Raw genomic sequence first — 20,002 nt, 5'->3', positions numbered from 1 at the left:
CCTTTTTTACTCATTGGTGTCGTCCCTCCCGTTTTCAATTTCGTGGTTGCTTCACAAATAAATGTGTTGTGTGAAAACGGTTATTGTGACGTTAAGAGGAAATATTTTTGAAATGATTGTTTCGAAGTGATACGCAACACTATTGACTTTACAATTTCATTCTCGATACAGCGGGCAGCATAGGTCGCAAGCTTCGTTCCTTTTCCTTCGGAATAGCTTTCAATCGCTTTGATCAGCCCGATGGTACCGATGGAAATCAAATCCTCCGAATCCTCTCCCGTGTTCTCGAATTTTTTGACGATATGGGCAACGAGCCTCAAATTGTGTTCAATCAGCATGTTTCTTGCATGCGGATCGCCATTTGCCATCAACCTTAAATATTTTCGTTCATCAGCAGCAGATAACGGTTGAGGAAATGCATTGTTTTTTACATATGAAACAAGAAGGATAACTTCTTTCACTAGATATCCTAACGCTGTAAGAATGCCGGACATGTTTTCCACCCCCGTTCGTAGGCTTCCGCCTATACTAAATTCCTATGAACTGTTGAGGCTGTTTGTGTCTGTCCAGGCAAATATTTATTTTGGAAATTTTTTTGATTGCTTCAAGTTAAGCTTGCGGAGTTCCTCCTATGGATGGCTTGTTTTGTCACTTTTTAGATGAAAAACGTTCACACAAAAGAAACAGACATAGTCATAGGGGTATGGGTATAATAACGATGTAAGATAAATAATAAAGACGATTCAAGGAGGAAATAAATTATGGAACAGCAAGCACCATCCTTAGCGATCATTTTATTATCGGAGGACCTTGAAAAGCTGCATGCTGGCTCACTCGTCGGATCCGTTGCATCCATGACAGGAATGACAGTGAATGTTTTTGTCACGATGAATGCCCTGAAGTCTTTCAGGAAAGACAACTTTGAAAACGGGGACTTCGTTACCGGGACAATCGGCAAGCAAATGCTGGCGAAGAAAATTCCTTTGTTCGATGACCTTCTGAAGGAAGGGAAAGAAAACGGGGAGCTTAATATTTACGGATGCGCTCTCGCTATGGACATTATGGATTGGAAAGAAGAGGACATGATCGATGTGTTTGACGGAGTGATTGGAGTGACGAAGTTCCTAGGCATGACCCAGGGAGCTACAGTCGTAACAATGTAAAAGAGCGGAAAAGGAGAAAGTGGAGGGGCTTGCAAGCCAGGCTCCGTTTTCCTTCCTAAAAGGAAACGGAAAGTTCCTGCAGCCAAAAACCAACGCCTCTTAAACAGCGGCAATGTTTGCGAAAACAACCGGATAACTTTTATCACTAATATATTGAACGGGAGGAAAAAACAATGAGTGAAGTAACTGTGAACAAATCAATTGATGCCAGAGGAGCTTATTGCCCAGGACCTTTAATGGAGCTTGTAAAGGGAATCAAGACAGCGCAGGTTGGCGAGGTAGTTGAAGTCCTTTCCACCGATAAGGGTTCCGCAGTGGATATTCCTGAGTGGGTGAACAAAATGGGTCACGAGATTGTTTACACAGAAAGTGAAGGGGAAGAATTCAGAATCGCAGTCAGGAAAGTTAAGTAGAGTAATTTTCCAAACAAGGATTCCATAAAAGAGGTGTGGTTCAAATGACGAAGAAAATTGTAATCCTGGGTGCCGGCAGTGCAGGCACGATGGTTGCCAATAAGTTAGCCCGGCAGCTTGGTGAACAGGTCAAAAAACGGGAAGTAGAGATCACGTTGATTTCCAATACGGAAAAGCATATCTATCAGCCGGGCTACCTGTTCATCACATTCAATGAAAAACCATCCGAGCACTTTATAAGAAAACAGGATTCACTCGTCCATAGGCATGTAAATCTTGTGTACGATGATATTGAACATGTGGATGTCGAAAAGAAAATGGTCAAGGGCAGCAAGCAATACCAGTATGATTACCTTGTGATAGCGACTGGATCCCATCCTGATTTTGACAGTGTCCCCGGGCTGAAAGATGGAGCCCATAATTTTTATACGATGGAGGGGGCTGAACGTCTCCGCGATGCCCTTGCGGAAATGGAAAAGGGCAGGATCCTGATCACGATCGATGTCCCGCACAAATGTCCCGCGGCTCCACTGGAGCTTGCTTTGATGCTTGATGATTATTTCAGGAAAAATGGGCGGCGGAAGGATATCGAAATAAAATATGCGTATCCGATTGGCAGGATCCATTCACTTGTTCCGGTTGCTGAATGGGCTCAGCCAGAGTTTGACAAAAGAGATATTAAATACGAAACCTTCTTCAATCTGGAAGAGGTAGATCCTGAACGCAAGGTTGCGATTACAATGGATGGACAGGAGCATGAGTATGATCTGCTTATCACAGTACCTGCCCATACTGGCGCAAAAGCGGTGATCGATTCCGGCATTGGGGATGAGTCTGGCTTTATTCCAACAAACCGTACGACATTGAAGATGAATGGACAGGATGATGTGTACGTTATCGGCGATGCGACGAACCTGCCAATCAGCAAGGCTGGTTCCACTGCCCATTACCAATCCGAATCCCTTGTGGCGAACATCATAAGCCGGATCAGCGGACGTCCTGAAACAGCAGTTTACAATGGAAAGGTTGCTTGTTTCCTGGAGAACAGCCTTGAGGATGCAAGCATGATCACATTTGATTACAACAATCCTCCACAGCCAGCAGCGACTTCCGACCTGCTGCACTGGTTCAAGGCAGTATACAATGAGCTATACTGGCTGAATGCCAAAGGGATTATATAGAAGGGGTGGGTTACGATGGCATTGGAAACACCTCAAGCTGAAAAAACGGAACAGCACAAGCTCGTCAGCTTTACTGACGCTGCCATGAATGGAGTCACTGGAGAAATGGTTTCTGCCATCGCTGAAAAAGGCGTGAAGATGGTTGAGATGGCTGATGATATCCTGCAGCCTGAAACTCTTTCCCTCCTGAAGGCATTGCCAGAGACAGCAGAAAGTCTTGAAAGGACCCTTCTGGAAGTCAAACGACTGGAGGAAACCGGTGTCCTGAAATCCCTTATCCAGCTGGCGGACCTTGCAGCGAGCATGAAACAGGGTATGACCGGACCTATGATCACGGATATGGTGGAAAAAGCAATCAAGGGCGTTGAACTTGCTGATACATTTGTGCAGCTTGGCGCAATTGATTTAGTAGAAGGAATGTTGACCGCATTCCATAATGCCCAGCTGGAAACAAAAGAGAAAGAACCGCTTTCTTCCATGCAATTAATGAAAGCAGTGAGGCAGAAAGAAACAAGGGAAGGCATGACATTAATGATTGCTTTCTTGAAGAACCTGCCAAAGGAATTGAAAAAATGAAAGAAGGAGAGGAACATCCTCTCCTTTTTCTCATTTATATAAAATCTGTTCCTTCATTGAACTTAGTTTTTCAAGCACTGCATCAATGTCCTTGTTTGGAACACCAAATTCCTTCAGGCTTGCTGCAAGGTGTGTTGCGATTGCCCCGAAGTGTTGCTCATTCAAGTTCATTCCCTCATGGGCCTTCGCCATGCTTTTGCCTGAATACTGGTTCGGGCCACCTACTGCCCAACTGATGAACAAGCTTTGGTGTTGCCGTTGCTTTGTCATATCCGTATTCACAAAAAAATGGTTGACTGTCTCATCCGCCAAAACATAGTCATAAAAAACATCGACTACCTTTGAAATGCCTTCCTGGCCGCCAAGTCGTTCGTATAAAGTATCCATTCGATCCCTCCCGGATATTGGTGGTGTATTCTTTTTATCCGGAGGGATTGAAATGAAACCTTTTATTTCCTATATCAGACATATACCAAAAGTTACCATAATGCTCTCCAATTCCTACTTTCCCGCTTTCTCGAGCCATTTGTAACCAACTCCCCAAACAGTAATCAAATAATCATCTGCAGAGAAACCTGCCTTTCGCAGCTTATCACGTAAATTCCTTACGTGGGAGTCAATCGTCCTGTCCTCAGTAGCAACACCGTAACCCCAAATCACCGAGATCAGATGATCTCTGGTAAATACTTTGTTAAGGTTCTGGAGGAAAAGGTTCAGGAGCGAAAATTCCTTCGGTGTCAACGGGATGGATAGGCTTTTGAATTTTACTTCATATGATTCAGGATTGAGGATGAGCCCATTGAAGGAAATCATCGAGTTTGTTGCTGGGGTTCTCCTTAGTACTGCTTCTATCCTTGCCAGCAGCTCGCTTTCATCAAACGGCTTGCTGATATAATCGTCCGCCCCGATTTTTAAGCCCTTCACTATGTCTGGCTTCTCGCTTCTTGCCGTCAGCATGATGATTGGGATGTCCCAATGCCTCCTGATTTCCCTGCAAGCATCCCAACCGTCCATCTCTGGCATCATCACGTCGAGCAGGACAAGGTCCGAAGTATATTCCTCCAGGAAAGAGATCGCATCATGGGCGGAGGTCTTCTTGATGCATTTATAGCCAGCAGGCTCAAGATATAAAGACAGCAAGTCCAGCATTCGTGTCTCGTCATCTACAATCAAAATTGTTGACATGATCATCCTCCTCGCCAATTCATCCTTTCTTTCTATCTTACACTATATGTTTGAAGATACTGTGCATTTTTCACAGAACGAATTCAATGCCGCCTAAACAAAATTGGATTTTATCCCATATGCTGATCATAACATATGGCTGTTTTCTAAATCGTTTTAAGAGAAACAAATAGTTCAAAAATGGTACGGAGGGGCAAGATTCCTCGAAAATGCCAACGAATTTTATACGTGGGTGAATTTACAGAAGCTCATTCAGTGTCCAGCGGGATCAGGGGGGAAGTTGGGACCTCGGCACTCACTCACACCCGACGGATAGAGGGCAACCTGAAGTGGAAATCAACCATTCATTAAAAAGGTACAAAGTTTGCGAAAACAGCCTGAAATAAAGAAAAGGGGTGAGAAAATGCCACACGGAAACTATTATCCAGCTTTTTATCCAGTACCGTACGGAGGTTATCCAGGAGGCTACGGAGGAAACGGTGCCTGGTTCGCGCTGTTTATCATCTTGCTCGTAATCGTCTTAATATTTGGCGGCTGGTGGTACTTTCATTGTTGATTCGCAGAAGGTTTATGCTGATGGGCATAAACCTTCTGCTTCATCGACTTAGAAAGGAGCAAACTAGGGTAAAAGAGCAGTGAAACATTGTTTCACATAGGCATCCTGCCACTGGAAAAGCCAATCATGCCAGTCAAGGATAAGCCTTTTTCATCTCCTTGCAGCTCGCTGTCCGGCGATTTTTTTCAACTGATAGTTTAATCGACAGGAAGGGAATTCAATGAAGCGCTGAGTTCAGGAGTATGGAATATCAGTGCAATTACGCTTCTATTATTAGGTTGCCTACTGCCGCTCAGCGAGCTTTTATCTCAGATGAAAAATAGGGATTTTTAAAAAACTGTATTATAATAAATGGGGAGAAAAAAAGGGGGAGCAATGATGTCAGTTACATACTCGGAAGTGTGGGATTTGGATGTTTTTTTTGAAGGTGGGAGTAGCTCGGTTGCCTTTGCAGCGCATCTTGAAGAAACAGGGAACGCCATATCAGCTCTCAGAAAGAAAGTCGAAGGCTGGCAACCTTCCAATCAGGAAAGTGATCGAGGAGATTTGGCCGATTTAGTTGAAATGTTTGACTATGCGGCAAAGAAACTACTTCAGGCAGGGGCATTCGTGAGTTGTTTGCAGGCCCAGGATACTGAGGATAAAAAAGCTGATCAGCTCAGGGCAAGTGCAACAGAAATGAGCGCTGCCCTCCAAACAGCATTGAATATCTTTGACCAGAAGCTTGCCGGCTTTTCAGATCAGGTCTGGCTGGAACTTGTCAAAACCGGTCTTTTAAAGGAATTGCGGTTTGTTTTGGATGAGCGGAGGGAACAGGCTGCAGAGAAACTTTCCGAAAAGGAAGAATCGGCAATCAGTGCCTTGACTATCGATGGATACCATGGATGGAGCCAAATGTACGATCTGCTTGTTAGCAGTACAAAGATCAAGACAAAATCCGGAACCCTATCGGTCGGACAGGCTGCGAACAAGATGTCAGATCCAGACCGGAATGTCCGTAAAGAGGTTTTTGAAAAGTGGGAGAATGCATGGGCCGAAAAAGAGGATTTTTATTCCAGTACTTTGAACCATCTGGCAGGCTTCCGTCTGAATGTTTATAAGCTTCGTGGATGGGATGATGTATTGAAGGAGCCGCTTGATATCAACAGGATGGAAAAAGGGACGCTTGAGGCGATGTGGGAAGTCATTGCTGGAAATAAAGAACCTTTTGTCCGATACCTTAACAGGAAAGCAAAGCTGCTGGGACTCGAAAAGCTTTCCTGGTACGATCTGGATGCCCCGGTAGGAAGTGCTGAAACGAAAATGACTTTTCAGGCAGGAGCCGATTTTATCGTCAATCACTTCGCAAAATTCGGCAAGGAAATGGCGGACTTCGCGAAAATGGCATTCAAGAACAAATGGATCGAAGCGGAAGACCGGCCTGGGAAAGCACCTGGCGGCTTCCATACGTACTTTCCTGAAAGCGGCCAATCGCGCATTTTTATGACTTATTCAGGTACCCTTTCCAATGTTTCAACGCTTGCCCACGAGCTGGGACATGGCTTCCATACATACGCCATGAGGGATTTACATTTGCTGAACCGCAATTATGCGATGAATGTCGCGGAAACAGCGTCTACATTCGCTGAAATGATTGTTTCCGATGCAGCTGTGAAGGGTGCAGGATCGAAGGAAGAGAAATTGATCTTGCTTGAAGATAAAATTCAGCGTTCAGTTTCACTTCTTATGAATATCCATGCAAGGTATTTATTCGAAACAAGGTTTTATGAAGAACGCAAACATGGGGCTGTGAATGCGGAAAGGCTGAATGCATTGATGACGCAAGCGCAGACAGAAGCATATGGCGGTGCCCTTAAGGAATATCATCCATTGTTCTGGGCTTCCAAGCTTCATTTTTACATTACAGGTGTGCCATTTTATAATTTTCCTTATACTTTCGGCTTCCTGTTTTCTCTCGGCATATATGCAATGGCCCAGGAAGAAGGTCCAGGATATGAAAAGAAGTACATTGCCTTATTAAAGGATTCCGCCTCCATGACGGTTGAAGATCTCGCAAAAAAACACTTGGACGTTGATTTAACGAAAAAGGGTTTTTGGGAGAAAGCAGTAAGGACATGCGTGGAAGATGTTGAAGAATTCCTGGCCTTGACAGAATGATCCCAATCATAAACCCAGCCTGCAAGGCTGGGCTTTTGTTCTGAATAGACTCTTATGGCATTCTTTATCCTTCAGGGATTATACTTTGCGAAGCTTGAAAGGGCTGATCATTAACAAACTGAGAATAAGCATAATAAAAAGGAAGATTTGAGCAGGAATATAGGGAATCATGAGGTAGCTTAAAGTAGCGAGGACACCTGCTGCTGTAATCGGCAGCCCGGTGAAGTAGCCGTTGCTTTCTGAAATATTGAATCTGGCAAGCCGGTACGCTCCGCAACCGATATAAAATACTGTAAAGAAAGACCCAGGTGCCCCAAAACCCGATAAAACCGCCTGATAGATTAATAGTGCAGGAGCCACTCCAAATGATATAATATCACTCATGGAGTCCAGTTGCTTTCCTAGTTCAGATTCTATATTGAATTTCCGGGCAGCCATTCCATCAAAACGATCCGCAAGCGCAGCAATAAAAATGAGCAGCAGACTCAAATTAAGGTTGCCGTTCATGCCGACAATGATGGCAAATCCACCAAGACAGAGATTGCCAAGTGTCAGGACATTCGCAGTCTGTGCTTTTGCCTTTTTGACCGTTGAATCAAGGACATCGAGTAACATCATGGTTTTCACTCCTTATAAAGTGAAGCGGTACTAGCACTTTAGTCTATTATATAATAATATATAATTCTAAGCTGAATATGCTTCCAAGTAAAGAATACTTTAAAAATCTGGAGGTCATACATTGATTCAAAGCATATACCGCCTATTCATTGAATTAACAAATGGAAAATGGTCATCTGCTTTCCTGCAAAAATTCGCGCAATCCCCAAAGAGCAGAATGATCATCCCGTCATTTGCAAAAATATATCGAATAAATCAGGATGAAATGGAAAAACAGCTTGATGAATATCCAACACTCCATGATTTCTTCATAAGGAGCCTGAAAGAAGGGGCCAGAAACATCGATCAGGATCCTGGCACCGTTGTCAGCCCAGTGGATGCAGTCATAGAAGAGATCGGAACCATACAGGCAGATAGAACAATTGATGTAAAAGGGAAGATCTATTCCATTTCCGAAATGCTGGGGAATGACGAGGCGATGAGGAGATATGATCAAGGTACATACATGATATTTTATCTTAGTCCAAGCCATTACCACCGAATCCATAGTCCTTTCACAGGGGAGGTCCATAATCAGTGGACACTTGGCTTGAAGTCGTACCCAGTCAATAAAACCGGACTGAAATATGGCAATGCGCCTCTATCGAAAAATTACCGGAGAATCACCGAAGTTCGCCATAAGTCAGGTACGGCAGCAATAATCAAGGTTGGTGCGATGTTCGTCAATTCGATTGAGGCGACACATGATGGGGAGATGCTGGAAAAAGGAGAGGAAATGGCGTATTTCACCTTTGGATCGACAGTTGTCATGCTCTTTGAAAAAAATACATTCCGTCCCGATCCTTCCATCTCCGTTCCCCGGCCCATCAAGTATGGGGAAAGGATTGGGGTCTTGAATGAAAGCAGATAAAAAAGGCACAGATTCGTTTTGTGCCTTTTTGTTGTTACGAAATTATAAATTCCTTCAGTTGTGGATAACTGAAGGAAGTATTCAGAATCTAGCTCCAGCGCCTAGGCCCTCGAGACGCTTCGATCATGCCAGAAAAGTAAAAGAAATGATTTCACTGTCTGGCCCTTTGAGGACCGGGAACCTTTAGTGCCGAATCTTCCCCAGGTTGTGGCGAGCTTGGTCGGCCAGCGCTTGTGCTAGCTGAACGAGGCGCTTGCGCGTATGGTTCATGGAAATCCTCAATATTATAAGAAAAAAAATAGCCCGTCCAGGGCCCTGTTCACGAAGAAAATTTTATTCGGTTGGATAGTGACCGGCGGTGGATCTCTGTTTCAATCAATCGGATGAATTCATGGCTCAAATTTAATTCTCTTGCTTTATGGTAGGACTCAATCAATAGTTCATCAGAAAGTTTTCGCATTCCAGCCTTCACCTCCATATGGTTGCTTCTAAGCAAGAGCCAATTACATATATTAGTAATTCCATTCCTTCTACCCTAACTCTATCAAAATAAAACTATCAGAACAACTGTTCTAATTATCCACAGTTAACAGTGGATAACCTGTGATTAATTTGTTTATAATCGGGAAAAAAGTAATTAAATCAGTGTGTATATTGTGAATAAGGTTATCCACAGCTGCTGTAGAGATGAAATTTTGTCGAAATATTTTTTTAAAAAGTGAAAGATAGATGGGTTTTTATCGAATGCTGTTGCTTTTTTGACTAATTGAGCAACGATTTAAAAAAATATCCCACGGTTAAATGTTTGCTTTGAAAGCTAGGTTAAAATTGGGTATGATGTTAACGTTATGATAGGAACTAAATAATGAGGTGTAAGAACATTGCTAAAGCATTTTTTGCCAGACCAGCATGTAAAAAGCATTTTTGATATCAAGCCGGAAAGCTTAAAGGAAAAAGGGATAAAAGGGATCATTACCGATCTTGACAATACTCTTGTTGAATGGGACCGTCCCTACGCCACCCCTAAGCTGATCGAGTGGTTTGACCATATGAGGAAGAATGAAATACTGATCACGATTGTTTCAAATAATAATGAAAATAGGGTGAAGTCGTTTTCCGATCCCCTTCAGATTCCATTTATATTTGAGGCGAGGAAGCCAATGGGCCGCGCATTCCGGAAGGCATTGAAACAGATGGGACTCAAGAAGGATGAAACTGTCGTCATTGGGGACCAACTGCTAACGGATGTACTTGGCGGGAACCGGAATGGTTTCCATACAATCCTTGTTGTCCCTGTAGCACAGACGGACGGATTCTTCACAAGGTTCAACCGGAAAATTGAACGCCGGATCCTCAGTTGGTTCAGAAAACAAGGAAAGCTGAAATGGGAGGACTGAATATGGGGGACGAACAACTTGTCTGTACAGGCTGCGGGGTGAGGATCCAAACAGAAGATCCAGACCAGCTTGGTTACGCACCACCTTCATCGCTTGAAAAGGAAATGATTGTTTGCCAGAGATGCTTCCGCCTGAAAAATTACAACGAAATTCAGGATGTAAGTCTCACGGACGACGACTTCCTGAAGATTTTGAACGGGCTTGGCCAAAAAGAAGCCTTGATCGTCAAAATCGTCGATATCTTTGATTTCAACGGTAGCTGGCTCCCTGGGATCCAGCGATTTGCTGGGAAAAATCCTGTCCTGCTAATCGGGAACAAAGCGGATCTTGTGCCTAAATCAGTCAAGCAACGCAAGCTCATCGACTGGATGAAGAAGGAGTCAAGGGAATTAGGATTGAACCCCATTGACGTATTCCTTGTCAGCGCTTCAAAAGGGCTGAACATCAAAGAAGCGGCAGTTGCCATCGATCATTACCGCAATGGAAGAGATGTCTATATTGTAGGCTGCACAAATGTCGGCAAATCGACATTCATCAACAGGATTATCAAGGAAGTGACAGGGGAAGGCGATATCATCACCACATCCCACTTTCCTGGCACTACTTTGGATTTGATTGAAATCCCGCTTGCTGACGGCAAAGCTATCGTCGATACACCTGGAATCATCAATCATCATCAAATGGCTCACTATATAGATAAACGGGATTTGAAACTCATCACCCCAAAAAAGGAGATAAAGCCGAAAATCTACCAGTTGAATGAGGGACAGACTTTGTTCTTTGGAGGGCTTGCAAGATTTGATTACATTTTGGGAGGGAGGAGGTCTTTTGCCTGCTACTTGCCTAATGGAATCGGCATCCACAGGACAAAGCTCGAGAAAGCAGATGAACTGTACAAAAACCATGCGGGGGAATTGCTGACACCTCCTCGTCGCGGGCAGCTTGATGACTTCCCGGAACTGGTCAAACATGAATTCACGATCAAGGAGCCGAAGACGGATATTGTTTTTTCCGGGCTTGGCTGGATAACAGCAAATGAAGCAGGTGCAAAAGTAGCCGCCTATGTGCCGAAAGGCGTACATGTCCTGTTAAGAAGGTCATTGATCTGACAAAGGGAGGGGCTCAAAATGAAGAAAATGTTTGCGGTAATTGGGGATCCGATTGCCCATTCCATGTCCCCTGCGATGCATAATGATTTGTTCGGCATGTATGGCATCGATGCCAGCTACCTTCCTCTCCGTGTATCTTCAAGTGATCTGGAAGTTGCAGTAAAAGGCTTGAAAGCAATCGGTATAAGCGGCTTCAATGTGACGATTCCTCATAAAACAACAATCATGACGCATCTTGACAGACTCGATCCCCTTGCTGAAGCGATTGGCGCAGTGAACACGGTAAAGAATGAAGATGGGCAATTGATAGGATATAATACAGATGGCCCAGGCTTTGTAAGGGGCCTGAAATCTAAAATTGCTGATCTTGAGTCAAGGTCAGCTTTGATTATTGGAGCGGGCGGTGCTGCCAGGGCGATTTATTTTTCAATGGCCGAAGCAGGAGTACAAAAGATTGATATTTATAACCGTACCCCGCAGAAAGCAGAAGCTTTAGTTGAAGCATGCCCTTACAAGGTGGATTCCAAAGTCGTTTCTAGTGAAGAAGCCAGGAGGCGTATGGGAAGCTACCGTCTCATCGTGCAGACGACATCAATCGGGATGCTGCCGGATACAGATAAAGTCCCGCTTCAAATAACGGATATTCCTTCAGATGCTCTTGTCAGTGACATCATTTATAATCCGCCGCTGACAAAGTTTTTGGAAAATGCAGCCGAAAATGGGGCCACAGTACAAAATGGGATCGATATGTTCATTTATCAGGGAGCACTTGCATTTGAAAAGTGGACAGGGATATTCCCTGATACAGAAAGAATGAAACAAAATGTTCTGCAACATTTAGGAGGTTCGACATGTTAACAGGCAAGCAAAAGCGTTATTTACGATCGAAAGCACATAACCTGAACCCGATTTTTCAAGTTGGTAAAGGCGGGGTTAATGATAATATGATCAGGCAAATCGAAGACGTACTCGAAGCAAGGGAACTGATCAAAGTAAGTGTCCTGCAAAACTGCGAGGAAGACAAAGATACAGTCGCTGAACACCTTTCCCGTGGAGCAGGAGCTGAGTTGGTCCAGGTCATCGGAAATACAATTGTCCTTTATAAGGAATCACATGAAAACAAACAGATCGTTCTTCCTCGATAATGAAGCTGGGAGGTAGCGAAATGAAGAAGATCGGCATTCTTGGCGGAACCTTCAATCCTCCGCATACAGGCCATCTGCTGATTGCAAATGAAGTCCTTCAAACCTTCGGGCTCGAGGAGGTTTGGTTCATGCCAAACCAGGTTCCGCCGCATAAGGATGTCCCATCTCCGGTCAGCAATGCCGACAGGCTGGCAATGCTCGAGCTTGCGATTGGAGATAACCCGGATTTCAGGATCGAGATGATCGAGCTTGAAAGGAACGGGAAATCCTATACGTATGAAACGATGAAGTTATTGAAGAATAGACATAAAGATGCTGATTTTTACTTTATCATTGGCGGTGACATGGTTGATTATCTACCCAATTGGCATAAGATCGATGAATTGCTTGAAATGGTAAAGTTTGTCGGAGTGAACAGGCCTGCTTATGAGGGGAAAACAAATTATAAGATCCTGTTTACTGAGACACCGCAAATGGATATTTCTTCAAGCATGATCAGGAATCGGGTTAAGGAAGGCAAGAGTATCCGTTACTTGCTACCTGAGCCTGTAAGGGTATATATAGAGGAGCATGGTTTATATGGAACGTAAAGAAGCATTAGATATCGTGAAGGGCCAACTGACAGAGCACAGATACCAGCATACGTTAGGTGTGATGGAGACGGCCATAAAGCTCGCCGGAAAGTATGGGGTCGACATGGAAAAGGCGGAGCTCGCTGCCATCTTCCACGATTATGCTAAATTTCGCCCAAAGGATGAAATGAAGAAAATGATCATCGAACAAAGGATGCCTAAAGATTTGCTCGAATACAACAGTGAATTGTGGCATGCGCCAGTCGGTGCATATTTGGCAGAGAAAGAAGCCGGGATTACCGACAGGGAAGTGCTAGATGCGATCCGGTACCATACTTCTGGAAGGGTTGGCATGACCCTGCTTGATAAAGTAATCTATCTCGCGGATTATATAGAGCCTGGGCGTCATTTCCCCGGTGTGGAGGAAATCAGGGAACTGGCAGAAAAGGATCTTGATTTGGCGCTGGTCCAGGCAATGAAGAATACGATCCAGTTTTTAATGAAGAAGAACCAGCCGGTCTATCCGGATACTTTCCAGGCTTATAACAGCTTAGTAATAAATTCAGGAGGATGATTAGATGAGTGGACAAGATTTACTGAAGACTGTGGTAAAGGCAGCAGATGATAAAAGGGCGGAAGATATCATAGTCTTGAACATGAAAGGCATTTCACTGATTGCCGATTACTTCCTGATTTGCCATGGGAATTCAGATAAACAAGTGCAGGCTATTGCCAGGGAAATCAGGGAAAAAACTGAGGAGCAAGGTTACGAACTCAAGCGGATGGAAGGCTTTGATGAGGCAAGATGGGTATTGATCGATATCGGGGATATCGTTGCCCATGTTTTCCACCGCGATGAAAGAACCTATTATAATCTGGAACGTTTATGGGGTGACGCTCCAATCGAGAATCTCCAGAGTGAGTTAAGCTGATGTCCTACGAAAAATTCGCATACCTGTATGATGAGCTAATGCAGGATGTTCCTTATGATAACTGGCTGGAGATTATCAACGCTAATGCGAAAAAATACCGGGTGGACGGCAAAAACCTCCTTGATTTAGCTTGCGGTACAGGTGAATTGTCGATAAAACTTGCCCGTCAGGGATACAAAGTAACAGGAGCTGACATGTCGCCCGATATGCTGGCAGTTGCGAAAGCGAAGGCAGATGCCATTCCACTGCCGATCGATTTTTTCCAGCAAGACATGACCGAATTAGAGGAACTCGGCGAGTTTGACATTGTCGGCATTTTCTGTGATTCGCTGAATTACCTCGAAGATGAACACGCAGTCGAGAAAACATTCAAGGGTGTGCACCGCTTGCTGAAAGAAGGCGGGATCTTCTTGTTTGATGTCCACTCAGTCTACAAAATGGAACAAATATTTACCGATGCTTCCTTTACCTGGACTGATGAGGAAATCAGTTATATTTGGAACAGTTTCTCCGGGGATGATCCATTAAGCGTTGAACATGAATTGACTTTCTTTGTCAGGGATGAAAAGTCAGGCAAATATGACCGCATTGATGAGCTTCATTACCAGCGTACATACCCACAGGATTTTTATGAGAGAATGCTTGACCAGGCAGGGTTTACAAGGATCGAGGCAACAGGGGATTACAGTATGAGTCAGCCTGGTCCCAAGGCTGAGCGGATTTTTTTCGCTGCTGTCAAGCCATAAAATAAAACTGCCCCGTAAGAAAAAAAGGAATAACTGTTTAAAAGGATGGTTATCTGACGAATATCAAATTCCATTCTTTCCTTCCTTTTTTGTTTTCGAACCCTTGTCATTCGGCAATTTTATTTAACGTTTGGATTAGACCTTTCCCCAGGTTTCTTCCGATTTTGGGACGATTCGGTCTTCAGAGGGTGATAATCTGGAGAATAAATGTTCCAGGTTATCACTGTATTTTATCGTAAAAAATGATGTCCTTTTAATTCAGGAATAAACTTCTTAAAATATAGAATACTCTTCCTTTTTTTGCACATCATACATTTATCTTCATGAACGGTAAGGGCTTTGTAGCTTTCTTGACACTTTGTGCATTTTTTAGTATAAACGGAGTGTTCGATTTTTTCAGCTGGGAGAATTTGCTCGATGACAGAAATAGCCTTTCCCGGACAAATATCCTGACAGAGAAGGCAATTAGAACAACTTTGAGCGGAAATGGGGGAATGGGAATCTGACAGAACAAAACAGTTTTTAGGACACAAAGCTTTACTTGCCCCGCATTAGGTACATTCATCAAGTTAAATCTGGATTTCTGAGAATTAGTGTTTTGGAAAGTACTTTGCGAGATTTGCATCATCCCCATAAAAACGCCATTTGGCAGCCTCACAACATCTTTTGCTCCTTTTTTCCAGTTGGTAAATAATTCTCTTCTAGTGAATGACTCTTCTTTTTACAAATTTATAATCTTCATAAAAGACTGAAAAAGGAGCTTCACCTAGTTTAGTTAATTCTTGATTTGCGTTGGCCACTGCTTTCTACCGACCTTCAGGTAGAAATTACCACTCAGAGATAATTTCTCTAATCCCCTAATTAAAATAAACCAGCAACTCTCTTACTGACAGGGACGGTCTGCGGAAGCAACCAGCTATTTTGGAAAATTCCTCTTTACGGAAGGAAACCTTGTATGACCTGAACAGGACAGACAGATATGCAGTCGCCGCACTCAAGCATTTCTCTGCCTGAATCACAGGCACTCCACTTCCTTAGGAAATGGCAGATTCGGAACAACCCTTAAAACATTTATCGCAGGTTGAATGCGGACTTAGATGGCGTATACAAGACGCTATAATTTGAAATTCATAATCTAGGCTCTCAAAACATTTATTAAAATTCGCAACACCCAAAACCCTTCCTAATTCCTTGAATTCGCTATAGTCTTGCTTTAAAATATCAGTTGATTGTCATGAAGATACTATATAAATAGTAACTCAACTCAGTATATACCAAACTGAAGTCGATGATAGTAACCTTTAAGGTGAATAATCATCAATTTATTAACAGAGATGTTACTTTCTTGTGAAAACAATTGTCACTATATCCCTCTTCATATAAGATTAAAATTGAACGATTCCCTTATACAGCGGTTTGCGTGTTCATGGATTGTCAGAGAAAAGTCATTTCAAAAAAATACTCTATAGAGTATTATATATTGCATACACCACAAATAAAGGGGGTAATAGAGTGGAACACGAAAACATTCCCGCTTCACGAAAGGAGCAAATCCTTTTGGCAGCCAGCCGAGTGATCGAACGGGAAGGAGTCATCAATCTGACAATCGAGAAAGTTGCAAAAGAAGCGGGAATAAGTAAGGGTGGCTTATTGTACCATTTTCCTAATAAAGAACTATTAGTAACGACATTGTTCTTGGGGTATTTGAATAGTTATATAAAAGGAACAGAAAAAAGGGCAAAACATGATGCCTTAGAAAACGGAAAATGGACAAGAGCTTTTTTACTCGAATCCATTCGCGATTCGGAATATTATCCTATGGTGGGAGCGGACTTGATGTCTAATTGCCTTACCCATCCAGACATGTATGCTGAAATGAGAACAGCATACGAGGATTGGCAGAGGCACATTGAAAATGACGGTATTGATCCTGTAAAAGCAACTATTGTACGCCTTGCCGCAGATGGTCTCTATTTTATGGATCTTTTTCGATTATCTCCCCTCAAAGATGACTTGCGAGAGAAAGTCATAGAAAGGTTAATGAATTTAACAAAAGAAAAATAGAAAGTTACGGAGTTTGTCACAGGCGTTAAATCTGGGACAACTCCTTTTTTTATGGTATTTTCTCTATCTCCAAGGTATTTAAATAGTTGTATTTTCAAAAAATGTTCACTGGTTATAATACCGTCTGGACGGTACACTTTGGTTGTGAATTACTAGAGATTGACTCAGGTTCAACGCGAAGAATATTTTGAGTTTTCAATTCTTGAAGGAGGAACTAACATTGGAAAAAATTAAGCTTGTCCTAGAAACTAGGCATTTTATTTATTCGCTCCTTCAGCATGTTTGGAGCAATCAACCGACTGAGGAGCAACTGCTCCAATGGAAAGAAAGACTACCATATGAATTTTTAAGGGAAGTGAGTGCGTCTGGGGGCAAGGATATACAAATATTTTTTGAATCTCTGACATGTAACAGTATTTATGAAACAGCAGGAAAGGAAAGGGAGGAATACAATAGATTATTCTATACACCGGGTAATCAGGCGGTTCCAATGTGGGAATCCACCTATGTAACCAACGAAAAACTTTTGTTTGACTTTCCAACAATAAAAGTAAGGGAAATGCTAAAAAAGTATGGCTTTGAGTATATTCACATTGGAAAAGAGCCTGAGGACCATATCTCAGTGGAACTGGATTTCATGGATAAATTAATCGAGAAAAGTCTGGAGGCTGTTTCAAATCATGATGAAATCGACTTCCGTCGACATATGAAAGGACAAAAGATATTTTTGGAAAATCATTTAACAAAATGGATAGGACCATTGGCGACCAATATTATGGATTCGACAAGCAGCCTTTATTATAAGGGGTTCGCCAAACTTTTATCAGATGTAATTTACGAAGATAGCCAACTGGTAAATGAAACATTGGAGGCGATGGAAGAATGCTAGAAAACCTTTTCAAAAAAATTAATGATGAAGCAATACCTCGGAGAACCTTTCTGAAATGGACGGGAGCAATTACCGCACCAGCTGCTTTGGGAATTGGGACTACAGCGGGCGTGCTTAAAAAAGTGAAAGCCGAAGAGGAGTCTTCTTCCACAGAAGAAACGATTATTTCTACCTGTAACATCAACAATTGCGGAGGGCGCTGTGTTATCAAGGCTCATGTGAAAGATGGACAGGTTGTCCGTGTAACAACGGATGATCGTGTTGATGAAATTGGGGACCCGCAGTTGAGAGCTTGTGTCCGTGGACGTGGATACAGGAAAATGCTCTATAATCCGGACCGTTTAAAGTATCCAATGAAAAGAACTGGAAAAAGAGGCGAAGGGAAATTTGAGCGGATTTCCTGGGATGAAGCTACCGATATACTCGCAAGGGAAATCAAGAGGATTGGGGACAAATACGGACCGGGTTCACGCTATGTCAATTACGCCACTGGAGCCTGCTGGGGACTATACGGTCCAGATGTGGTTGCAAAGAAAATCCTTTCAGTTACCGGGGGTTTTCTTGATTATTACAATGACTACAGCTGCGGAGCTGCTAATATCGCAACTCCATACACATATGGAGATAACAGTTCTGGGAGCAGCTTTGATAACTACTTACACTCAAAATACATTCTACTATGGGGATTGAATCCGACTGAGAACATTTGGTCTACACCCATGCAATTCTATTTGAAAGAAGCCAAGAAACGCGGAGCAAAAATCGTTGTCATAGATCCACGTTATTCGGATACAACAATAGCCCTGGCGGACGAGTGGATTCCTATTTTACCTACTACCGATGGAGCAATGATGAACGCGATGATGCATGTCATCATTACAGAAAAGCTTTACGATCAAGCATTTATTGATAAATATTGTATAGGATTCGATGAAGACCATATGCCAAAGGGTGTTCCTGAAGGTGAATCATTGACCAGCTATATCTTAGGTGAAAAAGATGGCATCGAAAAATCGCCTGAATGGGCAGAGAAAATATGTGGTGTATCTGCTCGTAAAATAAGACAAATCGCAAGGGAATACGCAACGGCAAAGCCTGCAGCACTTATTCAGGGATATGGTCCGCAGCGACATATGAATGGGGAACAATTCATTCGCTGCGGTACGACCCTGACCTCAATTACAGGAAATGTCGGAAAAGTTGGTGGATCGGCTGCAGGTACAGGAAATTGGTACCGAGCTGGTATTTCATGGGCATTTTCTTATGATAATCCTGTTGCCGCAAAAATCCCCTGCTTCCTGTGGACGGAAGCGATTGAGCGTGGGAACGAGATGACAAGGGAAAATGACCGATTATTAGATGCAGATCATTTAAACACAAATATTAAAATGGTTTTCAACATGGCAGGAAATATTTTAATCAACCAACATGGAAACATTAACAGGACGAGAAAGATTCTAGAAGATGAGTCAAAGGTTGAATTCATTGTATGCAGCGATATCTTTATGACTCCAAGTGCTAAGTTCGCCGATCTGCTTTTGCCGGCAACTACTTTCTTTGAACGCTGGGATATTGGTGTTCCATGGTGTTGGGGGGATTACGCTGTATTAGGGCAAAAAGTAGTTGATCCTTTATATGAGTGTCGGAATGAATATGATGTATTTGCAGATGTAGCAAAAAAGCTAGGTGTCTATGATGAATATTCACAGGGCGGAAAATCAATGCTTGATTTATTAAAGGAATCTATTGAGTTAACCCGTCAGAGTGACCCATCTTTTCCTACATTCGAGGAGTTTAAAAGAAAAGGCATCCACGTGTGGAAGTTTGACAAACCCCTGGTCGCCTATGAAGAGCAAATTAAAGATATAGAAAATCATCCTTTTTCCACTCCTTCAGGTAAAATTGAAATTTTCTCCAAATCTTTATGGGATATGGATCATCATGATGTCATTCCTGCTGTAGGAAAATATGTTGAGGTTAAAGAAGGTCCACATGGAAAGCTGCGTGAAAAATACCCGATTCAGCTGATTGGCTGGCATTATAAGAGAAGATGCCACTCCACCCATGACAATCATCCATGGATGGAGGAAGTTTCCAGACAAGAAATGTGGATGAACCCAGAAGATGCGATCAAGCGCGGGATTAACGAAGGAGATCGTGCAAAGGTATACAATGACCGAGGAACCATTTTCATACCAGTGCATATTACAAATCGGGTGATTCCAGGAGTTGCCGCGATGCCACAGGGAGGATGGTATACACCGGATCAGGATGGGAATGACACAAGGGGATCCATTAATGTCATTACAACTCATGAACCTACCCCCCTTGCAAAAGCGAATCCGTCCCACACCAATTTAGTGGAAATCGCGAAAGCCTAAGACTTTTT

Annotated in this window: 22 protein-coding genes and 1 pseudogene; 18 read left to right on the top strand and 5 right to left on the bottom strand. The window is 43.0% G+C overall.

Going from position 1 to position 20,002, the window contains the following annotated elements:
• Positions 1-119 precede the first annotated feature (119 nt).
• Positions 120-494: pseudogene (locus tag JJQ88_RS15355) on the bottom strand (sigma-70 family RNA polymerase sigma factor); the annotation flags it as partial.
• 267 nt (positions 495-761) lie between these two features.
• Here JJQ88_RS15355 and JJQ88_RS15350 point away from each other — a divergent pair.
• From JJQ88_RS15350 to JJQ88_RS15335, 4 genes are all read left to right on the top strand, one after another.
• Positions 762-1,163, top strand: coding sequence for a DsrE/DsrF/DrsH-like family protein (locus JJQ88_RS15350; RefSeq protein WP_210366930.1), 402 nt, complete (start codon positions 762-764; stop codon positions 1,161-1,163).
• 173 nt (positions 1,164-1,336) lie between these two features.
• Entirely contained in the window at positions 1,337-1,576 is a 240-nt protein-coding gene (locus tag JJQ88_RS15345) for a sulfurtransferase TusA family protein (RefSeq protein WP_210366929.1), read from the top strand.
• Positions 1,577-1,620: 44 nt separating this feature from the next.
• Entirely contained in the window at positions 1,621-2,757 is a 1,137-nt protein-coding gene (locus JJQ88_RS15340) for an NAD(P)/FAD-dependent oxidoreductase (protein WP_210366928.1), read from the top strand.
• Between the two features lie 15 nt (positions 2,758-2,772).
• Positions 2,773-3,333 carry a helical membrane plugin domain-containing protein gene (locus tag JJQ88_RS15335; RefSeq protein ID WP_210366927.1) on the top strand — a complete coding sequence of 187 codons (561 nt, stop codon included), beginning with the start codon at positions 2,773-2,775 and terminating at the stop codon, positions 3,331-3,333.
• 30 nt (positions 3,334-3,363) lie between these two features.
• Here JJQ88_RS15335 and JJQ88_RS15330 read toward each other — a convergent pair whose 3' ends face one another.
• Both JJQ88_RS15330 and JJQ88_RS15325 read right to left on the bottom strand, forming a co-directional pair.
• A complete protein-coding gene (locus tag JJQ88_RS15330) occupies positions 3,364-3,720 on the bottom strand; it encodes a group I truncated hemoglobin (RefSeq protein ID WP_210366926.1) in 357 nt (118 codons plus the stop codon).
• Between the two features lie 114 nt (positions 3,721-3,834).
• The gene (locus JJQ88_RS15325) at positions 3,835-4,518 is read right to left on the bottom strand and encodes a response regulator transcription factor (RefSeq protein WP_210366925.1); all 684 of its coding nucleotides are present in this window, start codon (positions 4,516-4,518) and stop codon (positions 3,835-3,837) included.
• A gap of 403 nt (positions 4,519-4,921) precedes the next feature.
• On the opposite strand from JJQ88_RS15325, the gene JJQ88_RS15320 reads away from it, so the two are divergent.
• Both JJQ88_RS15320 and JJQ88_RS15315 read left to right on the top strand, forming a co-directional pair.
• Positions 4,922-5,074 carry a hypothetical protein gene (locus JJQ88_RS15320; RefSeq protein WP_210366924.1) on the top strand — a complete coding sequence of 51 codons (153 nt, stop codon included), beginning with the start codon at positions 4,922-4,924 and terminating at the stop codon, positions 5,072-5,074.
• Positions 5,075-5,449: 375 nt separating this feature from the next.
• The gene (locus tag JJQ88_RS15315) at positions 5,450-7,231 is read left to right on the top strand and encodes a M3 family oligoendopeptidase (protein WP_210366923.1); all 1,782 of its coding nucleotides are present in this window, start codon (positions 5,450-5,452) and stop codon (positions 7,229-7,231) included.
• Positions 7,232-7,309: 78 nt separating this feature from the next.
• Here the strand turns inward: JJQ88_RS15315 and pssA are convergent, their stop codons facing one another.
• Entirely contained in the window at positions 7,310-7,849 is a 540-nt protein-coding gene (gene pssA, locus JJQ88_RS15310) for a CDP-diacylglycerol--serine O-phosphatidyltransferase (RefSeq protein WP_210366922.1), read from the bottom strand.
• Between the two features lie 121 nt (positions 7,850-7,970).
• Here pssA and JJQ88_RS15305 point away from each other — a divergent pair, with 121 nt between their 5' ends.
• On the top strand, positions 7,971-8,759 hold the full coding sequence (locus JJQ88_RS15305; RefSeq protein WP_210366921.1) for a phosphatidylserine decarboxylase: 789 nt from the start codon (positions 7,971-7,973) through the stop codon (positions 8,757-8,759).
• 319 nt (positions 8,760-9,078) lie between these two features.
• Here JJQ88_RS15305 and sda read toward each other — a convergent pair whose 3' ends face one another.
• Positions 9,079-9,219: a sporulation histidine kinase inhibitor Sda gene (gene sda / locus JJQ88_RS15300; RefSeq protein ID WP_210366920.1), complete on the bottom strand. Its 141-nt coding sequence runs from the start codon at positions 9,217-9,219 to the stop codon at positions 9,079-9,081.
• Between the two features lie 421 nt (positions 9,220-9,640).
• On the opposite strand from sda, the gene JJQ88_RS15295 reads away from it, so the two are divergent.
• The 11 genes from JJQ88_RS15295 (at position 9,641) to JJQ88_RS15245 (ending at position 19,994) form a co-directional block, all read left to right on the top strand.
• The gene (locus tag JJQ88_RS15295) at positions 9,641-10,156 is read left to right on the top strand and encodes a YqeG family HAD IIIA-type phosphatase (protein WP_210366919.1); all 516 of its coding nucleotides are present in this window, start codon (positions 9,641-9,643) and stop codon (positions 10,154-10,156) included.
• Positions 10,157-10,158: 2 nt separating this feature from the next.
• Positions 10,159-11,265 (top strand): ribosome biogenesis GTPase YqeH, encoded by a 1,107-nt coding sequence (yqeH, locus tag JJQ88_RS15290; protein ID WP_210366918.1) that lies wholly within the window; start codon positions 10,159-10,161, stop codon positions 11,263-11,265.
• An 18-nt stretch (positions 11,266-11,283) separates the two neighbouring features.
• On the top strand, positions 11,284-12,123 hold the full coding sequence (gene aroE / locus JJQ88_RS15285) for a shikimate dehydrogenase (RefSeq protein ID WP_210366917.1): 840 nt from the start codon (positions 11,284-11,286) through the stop codon (positions 12,121-12,123).
• Complete coding sequence (yhbY, locus tag JJQ88_RS15280; protein WP_210366916.1) at positions 12,117-12,410, top strand: ribosome assembly RNA-binding protein YhbY; 294 nt, start codon at positions 12,117-12,119, stop codon at positions 12,408-12,410. The genes aroE and yhbY overlap by 7 nt, the downstream gene beginning before the upstream one ends.
• Positions 12,411-12,430: 20 nt before the next feature.
• Entirely contained in the window at positions 12,431-13,000 is a 570-nt protein-coding gene (locus JJQ88_RS15275; RefSeq protein WP_210366915.1) for a nicotinate-nucleotide adenylyltransferase, read from the top strand.
• The gene (gene yqeK / locus JJQ88_RS15270; RefSeq protein WP_210366914.1) at positions 12,990-13,556 is read left to right on the top strand and encodes a bis(5'-nucleosyl)-tetraphosphatase (symmetrical) YqeK; all 567 of its coding nucleotides are present in this window, start codon (positions 12,990-12,992) and stop codon (positions 13,554-13,556) included. Before JJQ88_RS15275 ends, yqeK begins: the two co-directional genes overlap by 11 nt.
• A gap of 4 nt (positions 13,557-13,560) precedes the next feature.
• Complete coding sequence (gene rsfS / locus JJQ88_RS15265; protein WP_210366913.1) at positions 13,561-13,914, top strand: ribosome silencing factor; 354 nt, start codon at positions 13,561-13,563, stop codon at positions 13,912-13,914.
• On the top strand, positions 13,914-14,660 hold the full coding sequence (locus JJQ88_RS15260; RefSeq protein ID WP_210366912.1) for a class I SAM-dependent DNA methyltransferase: 747 nt from the start codon (positions 13,914-13,916) through the stop codon (positions 14,658-14,660). The genes rsfS and JJQ88_RS15260 overlap by 1 nt, the downstream gene beginning before the upstream one ends.
• A 1,512-nt stretch (positions 14,661-16,172) precedes the next feature.
• The gene (locus tag JJQ88_RS15255; protein ID WP_210366911.1) at positions 16,173-16,724 is read left to right on the top strand and encodes a TetR/AcrR family transcriptional regulator; all 552 of its coding nucleotides are present in this window, start codon (positions 16,173-16,175) and stop codon (positions 16,722-16,724) included.
• Between the two features lie 220 nt (positions 16,725-16,944).
• The gene (locus tag JJQ88_RS15250) at positions 16,945-17,613 is read left to right on the top strand and encodes a TorD/DmsD family molecular chaperone (RefSeq protein ID WP_210366910.1); all 669 of its coding nucleotides are present in this window, start codon (positions 16,945-16,947) and stop codon (positions 17,611-17,613) included.
• Positions 17,607-19,994, top strand: a complete 2,388-nt coding sequence (locus tag JJQ88_RS15245) for a DMSO/selenate family reductase complex A subunit (RefSeq protein ID WP_210366909.1) — start codon at positions 17,607-17,609, stop codon at positions 19,992-19,994. Before JJQ88_RS15250 ends, JJQ88_RS15245 begins: the two co-directional genes overlap by 7 nt.
• Positions 19,995-20,002 lie beyond the last annotated feature (8 nt).

The sequence above is a fragment of the Bacillus sp. REN3 genome, from assembly GCF_017912555.1.
In the GTDB taxonomy this organism is placed as follows: Bacteria; Bacillota; Bacilli; order Bacillales; family Cytobacillaceae; genus Mesobacillus.
The sequence above is the reverse complement of the archived record's forward strand: the minus strand, read 5'-3'. Positions and strand labels throughout refer to the sequence as shown.

Coding starts and splice junctions, on each gene's coding strand:
- yhbY (WP_210366916.1), top strand. CDS start 12,117: ATGTTAACAGGCAAGCAAAAGCGTTATTTACGATCGAAAGCACATAAC.
- JJQ88_RS15245 (WP_210366909.1), top strand. CDS start 17,607: ATGCTAGAAAACCTTTTCAAAAAAATTAATGATGAAGCAATACCTCGG.
- aroE (WP_210366917.1), top strand. CDS start 11,284: ATGAAGAAAATGTTTGCGGTAATTGGGGATCCGATTGCCCATTCCATG.
- JJQ88_RS15275 (WP_210366915.1), top strand. CDS start 12,431: ATGAAGAAGATCGGCATTCTTGGCGGAACCTTCAATCCTCCGCATACA.
- JJQ88_RS15260 (WP_210366912.1), top strand. CDS start 13,914: ATGTCCTACGAAAAATTCGCATACCTGTATGATGAGCTAATGCAGGAT.
- pssA (WP_210366922.1), bottom strand. CDS start 7,849: ATGATGTTACTCGATGTCCTTGATTCAACGGTCAAAAAGGCAAAAGCA.
- JJQ88_RS15330 (WP_210366926.1), bottom strand. CDS start 3,720: ATGGATACTTTATACGAACGACTTGGCGGCCAGGAAGGCATTTCAAAG.
- JJQ88_RS15350 (WP_210366930.1), top strand. CDS start 762: ATGGAACAGCAAGCACCATCCTTAGCGATCATTTTATTATCGGAGGAC.
- JJQ88_RS15325 (WP_210366925.1), bottom strand. CDS start 4,518: ATGTCAACAATTTTGATTGTAGATGACGAGACACGAATGCTGGACTTG.
- JJQ88_RS15320 (WP_210366924.1), top strand. CDS start 4,922: ATGCCACACGGAAACTATTATCCAGCTTTTTATCCAGTACCGTACGGA.
- JJQ88_RS15345 (WP_210366929.1), top strand. CDS start 1,337: ATGAGTGAAGTAACTGTGAACAAATCAATTGATGCCAGAGGAGCTTAT.
- rsfS (WP_210366913.1), top strand. CDS start 13,561: ATGAGTGGACAAGATTTACTGAAGACTGTGGTAAAGGCAGCAGATGAT.
- yqeK (WP_210366914.1), top strand. CDS start 12,990: ATGGAACGTAAAGAAGCATTAGATATCGTGAAGGGCCAACTGACAGAG.
- JJQ88_RS15315 (WP_210366923.1), top strand. CDS start 5,450: ATGATGTCAGTTACATACTCGGAAGTGTGGGATTTGGATGTTTTTTTT.
- JJQ88_RS15340 (WP_210366928.1), top strand. CDS start 1,621: ATGACGAAGAAAATTGTAATCCTGGGTGCCGGCAGTGCAGGCACGATG.
- JJQ88_RS15335 (WP_210366927.1), top strand. CDS start 2,773: ATGGCATTGGAAACACCTCAAGCTGAAAAAACGGAACAGCACAAGCTC.
- yqeH (WP_210366918.1), top strand. CDS start 10,159: ATGGGGGACGAACAACTTGTCTGTACAGGCTGCGGGGTGAGGATCCAA.
- sda (WP_210366920.1), bottom strand. CDS start 9,219: ATGCGAAAACTTTCTGATGAACTATTGATTGAGTCCTACCATAAAGCA.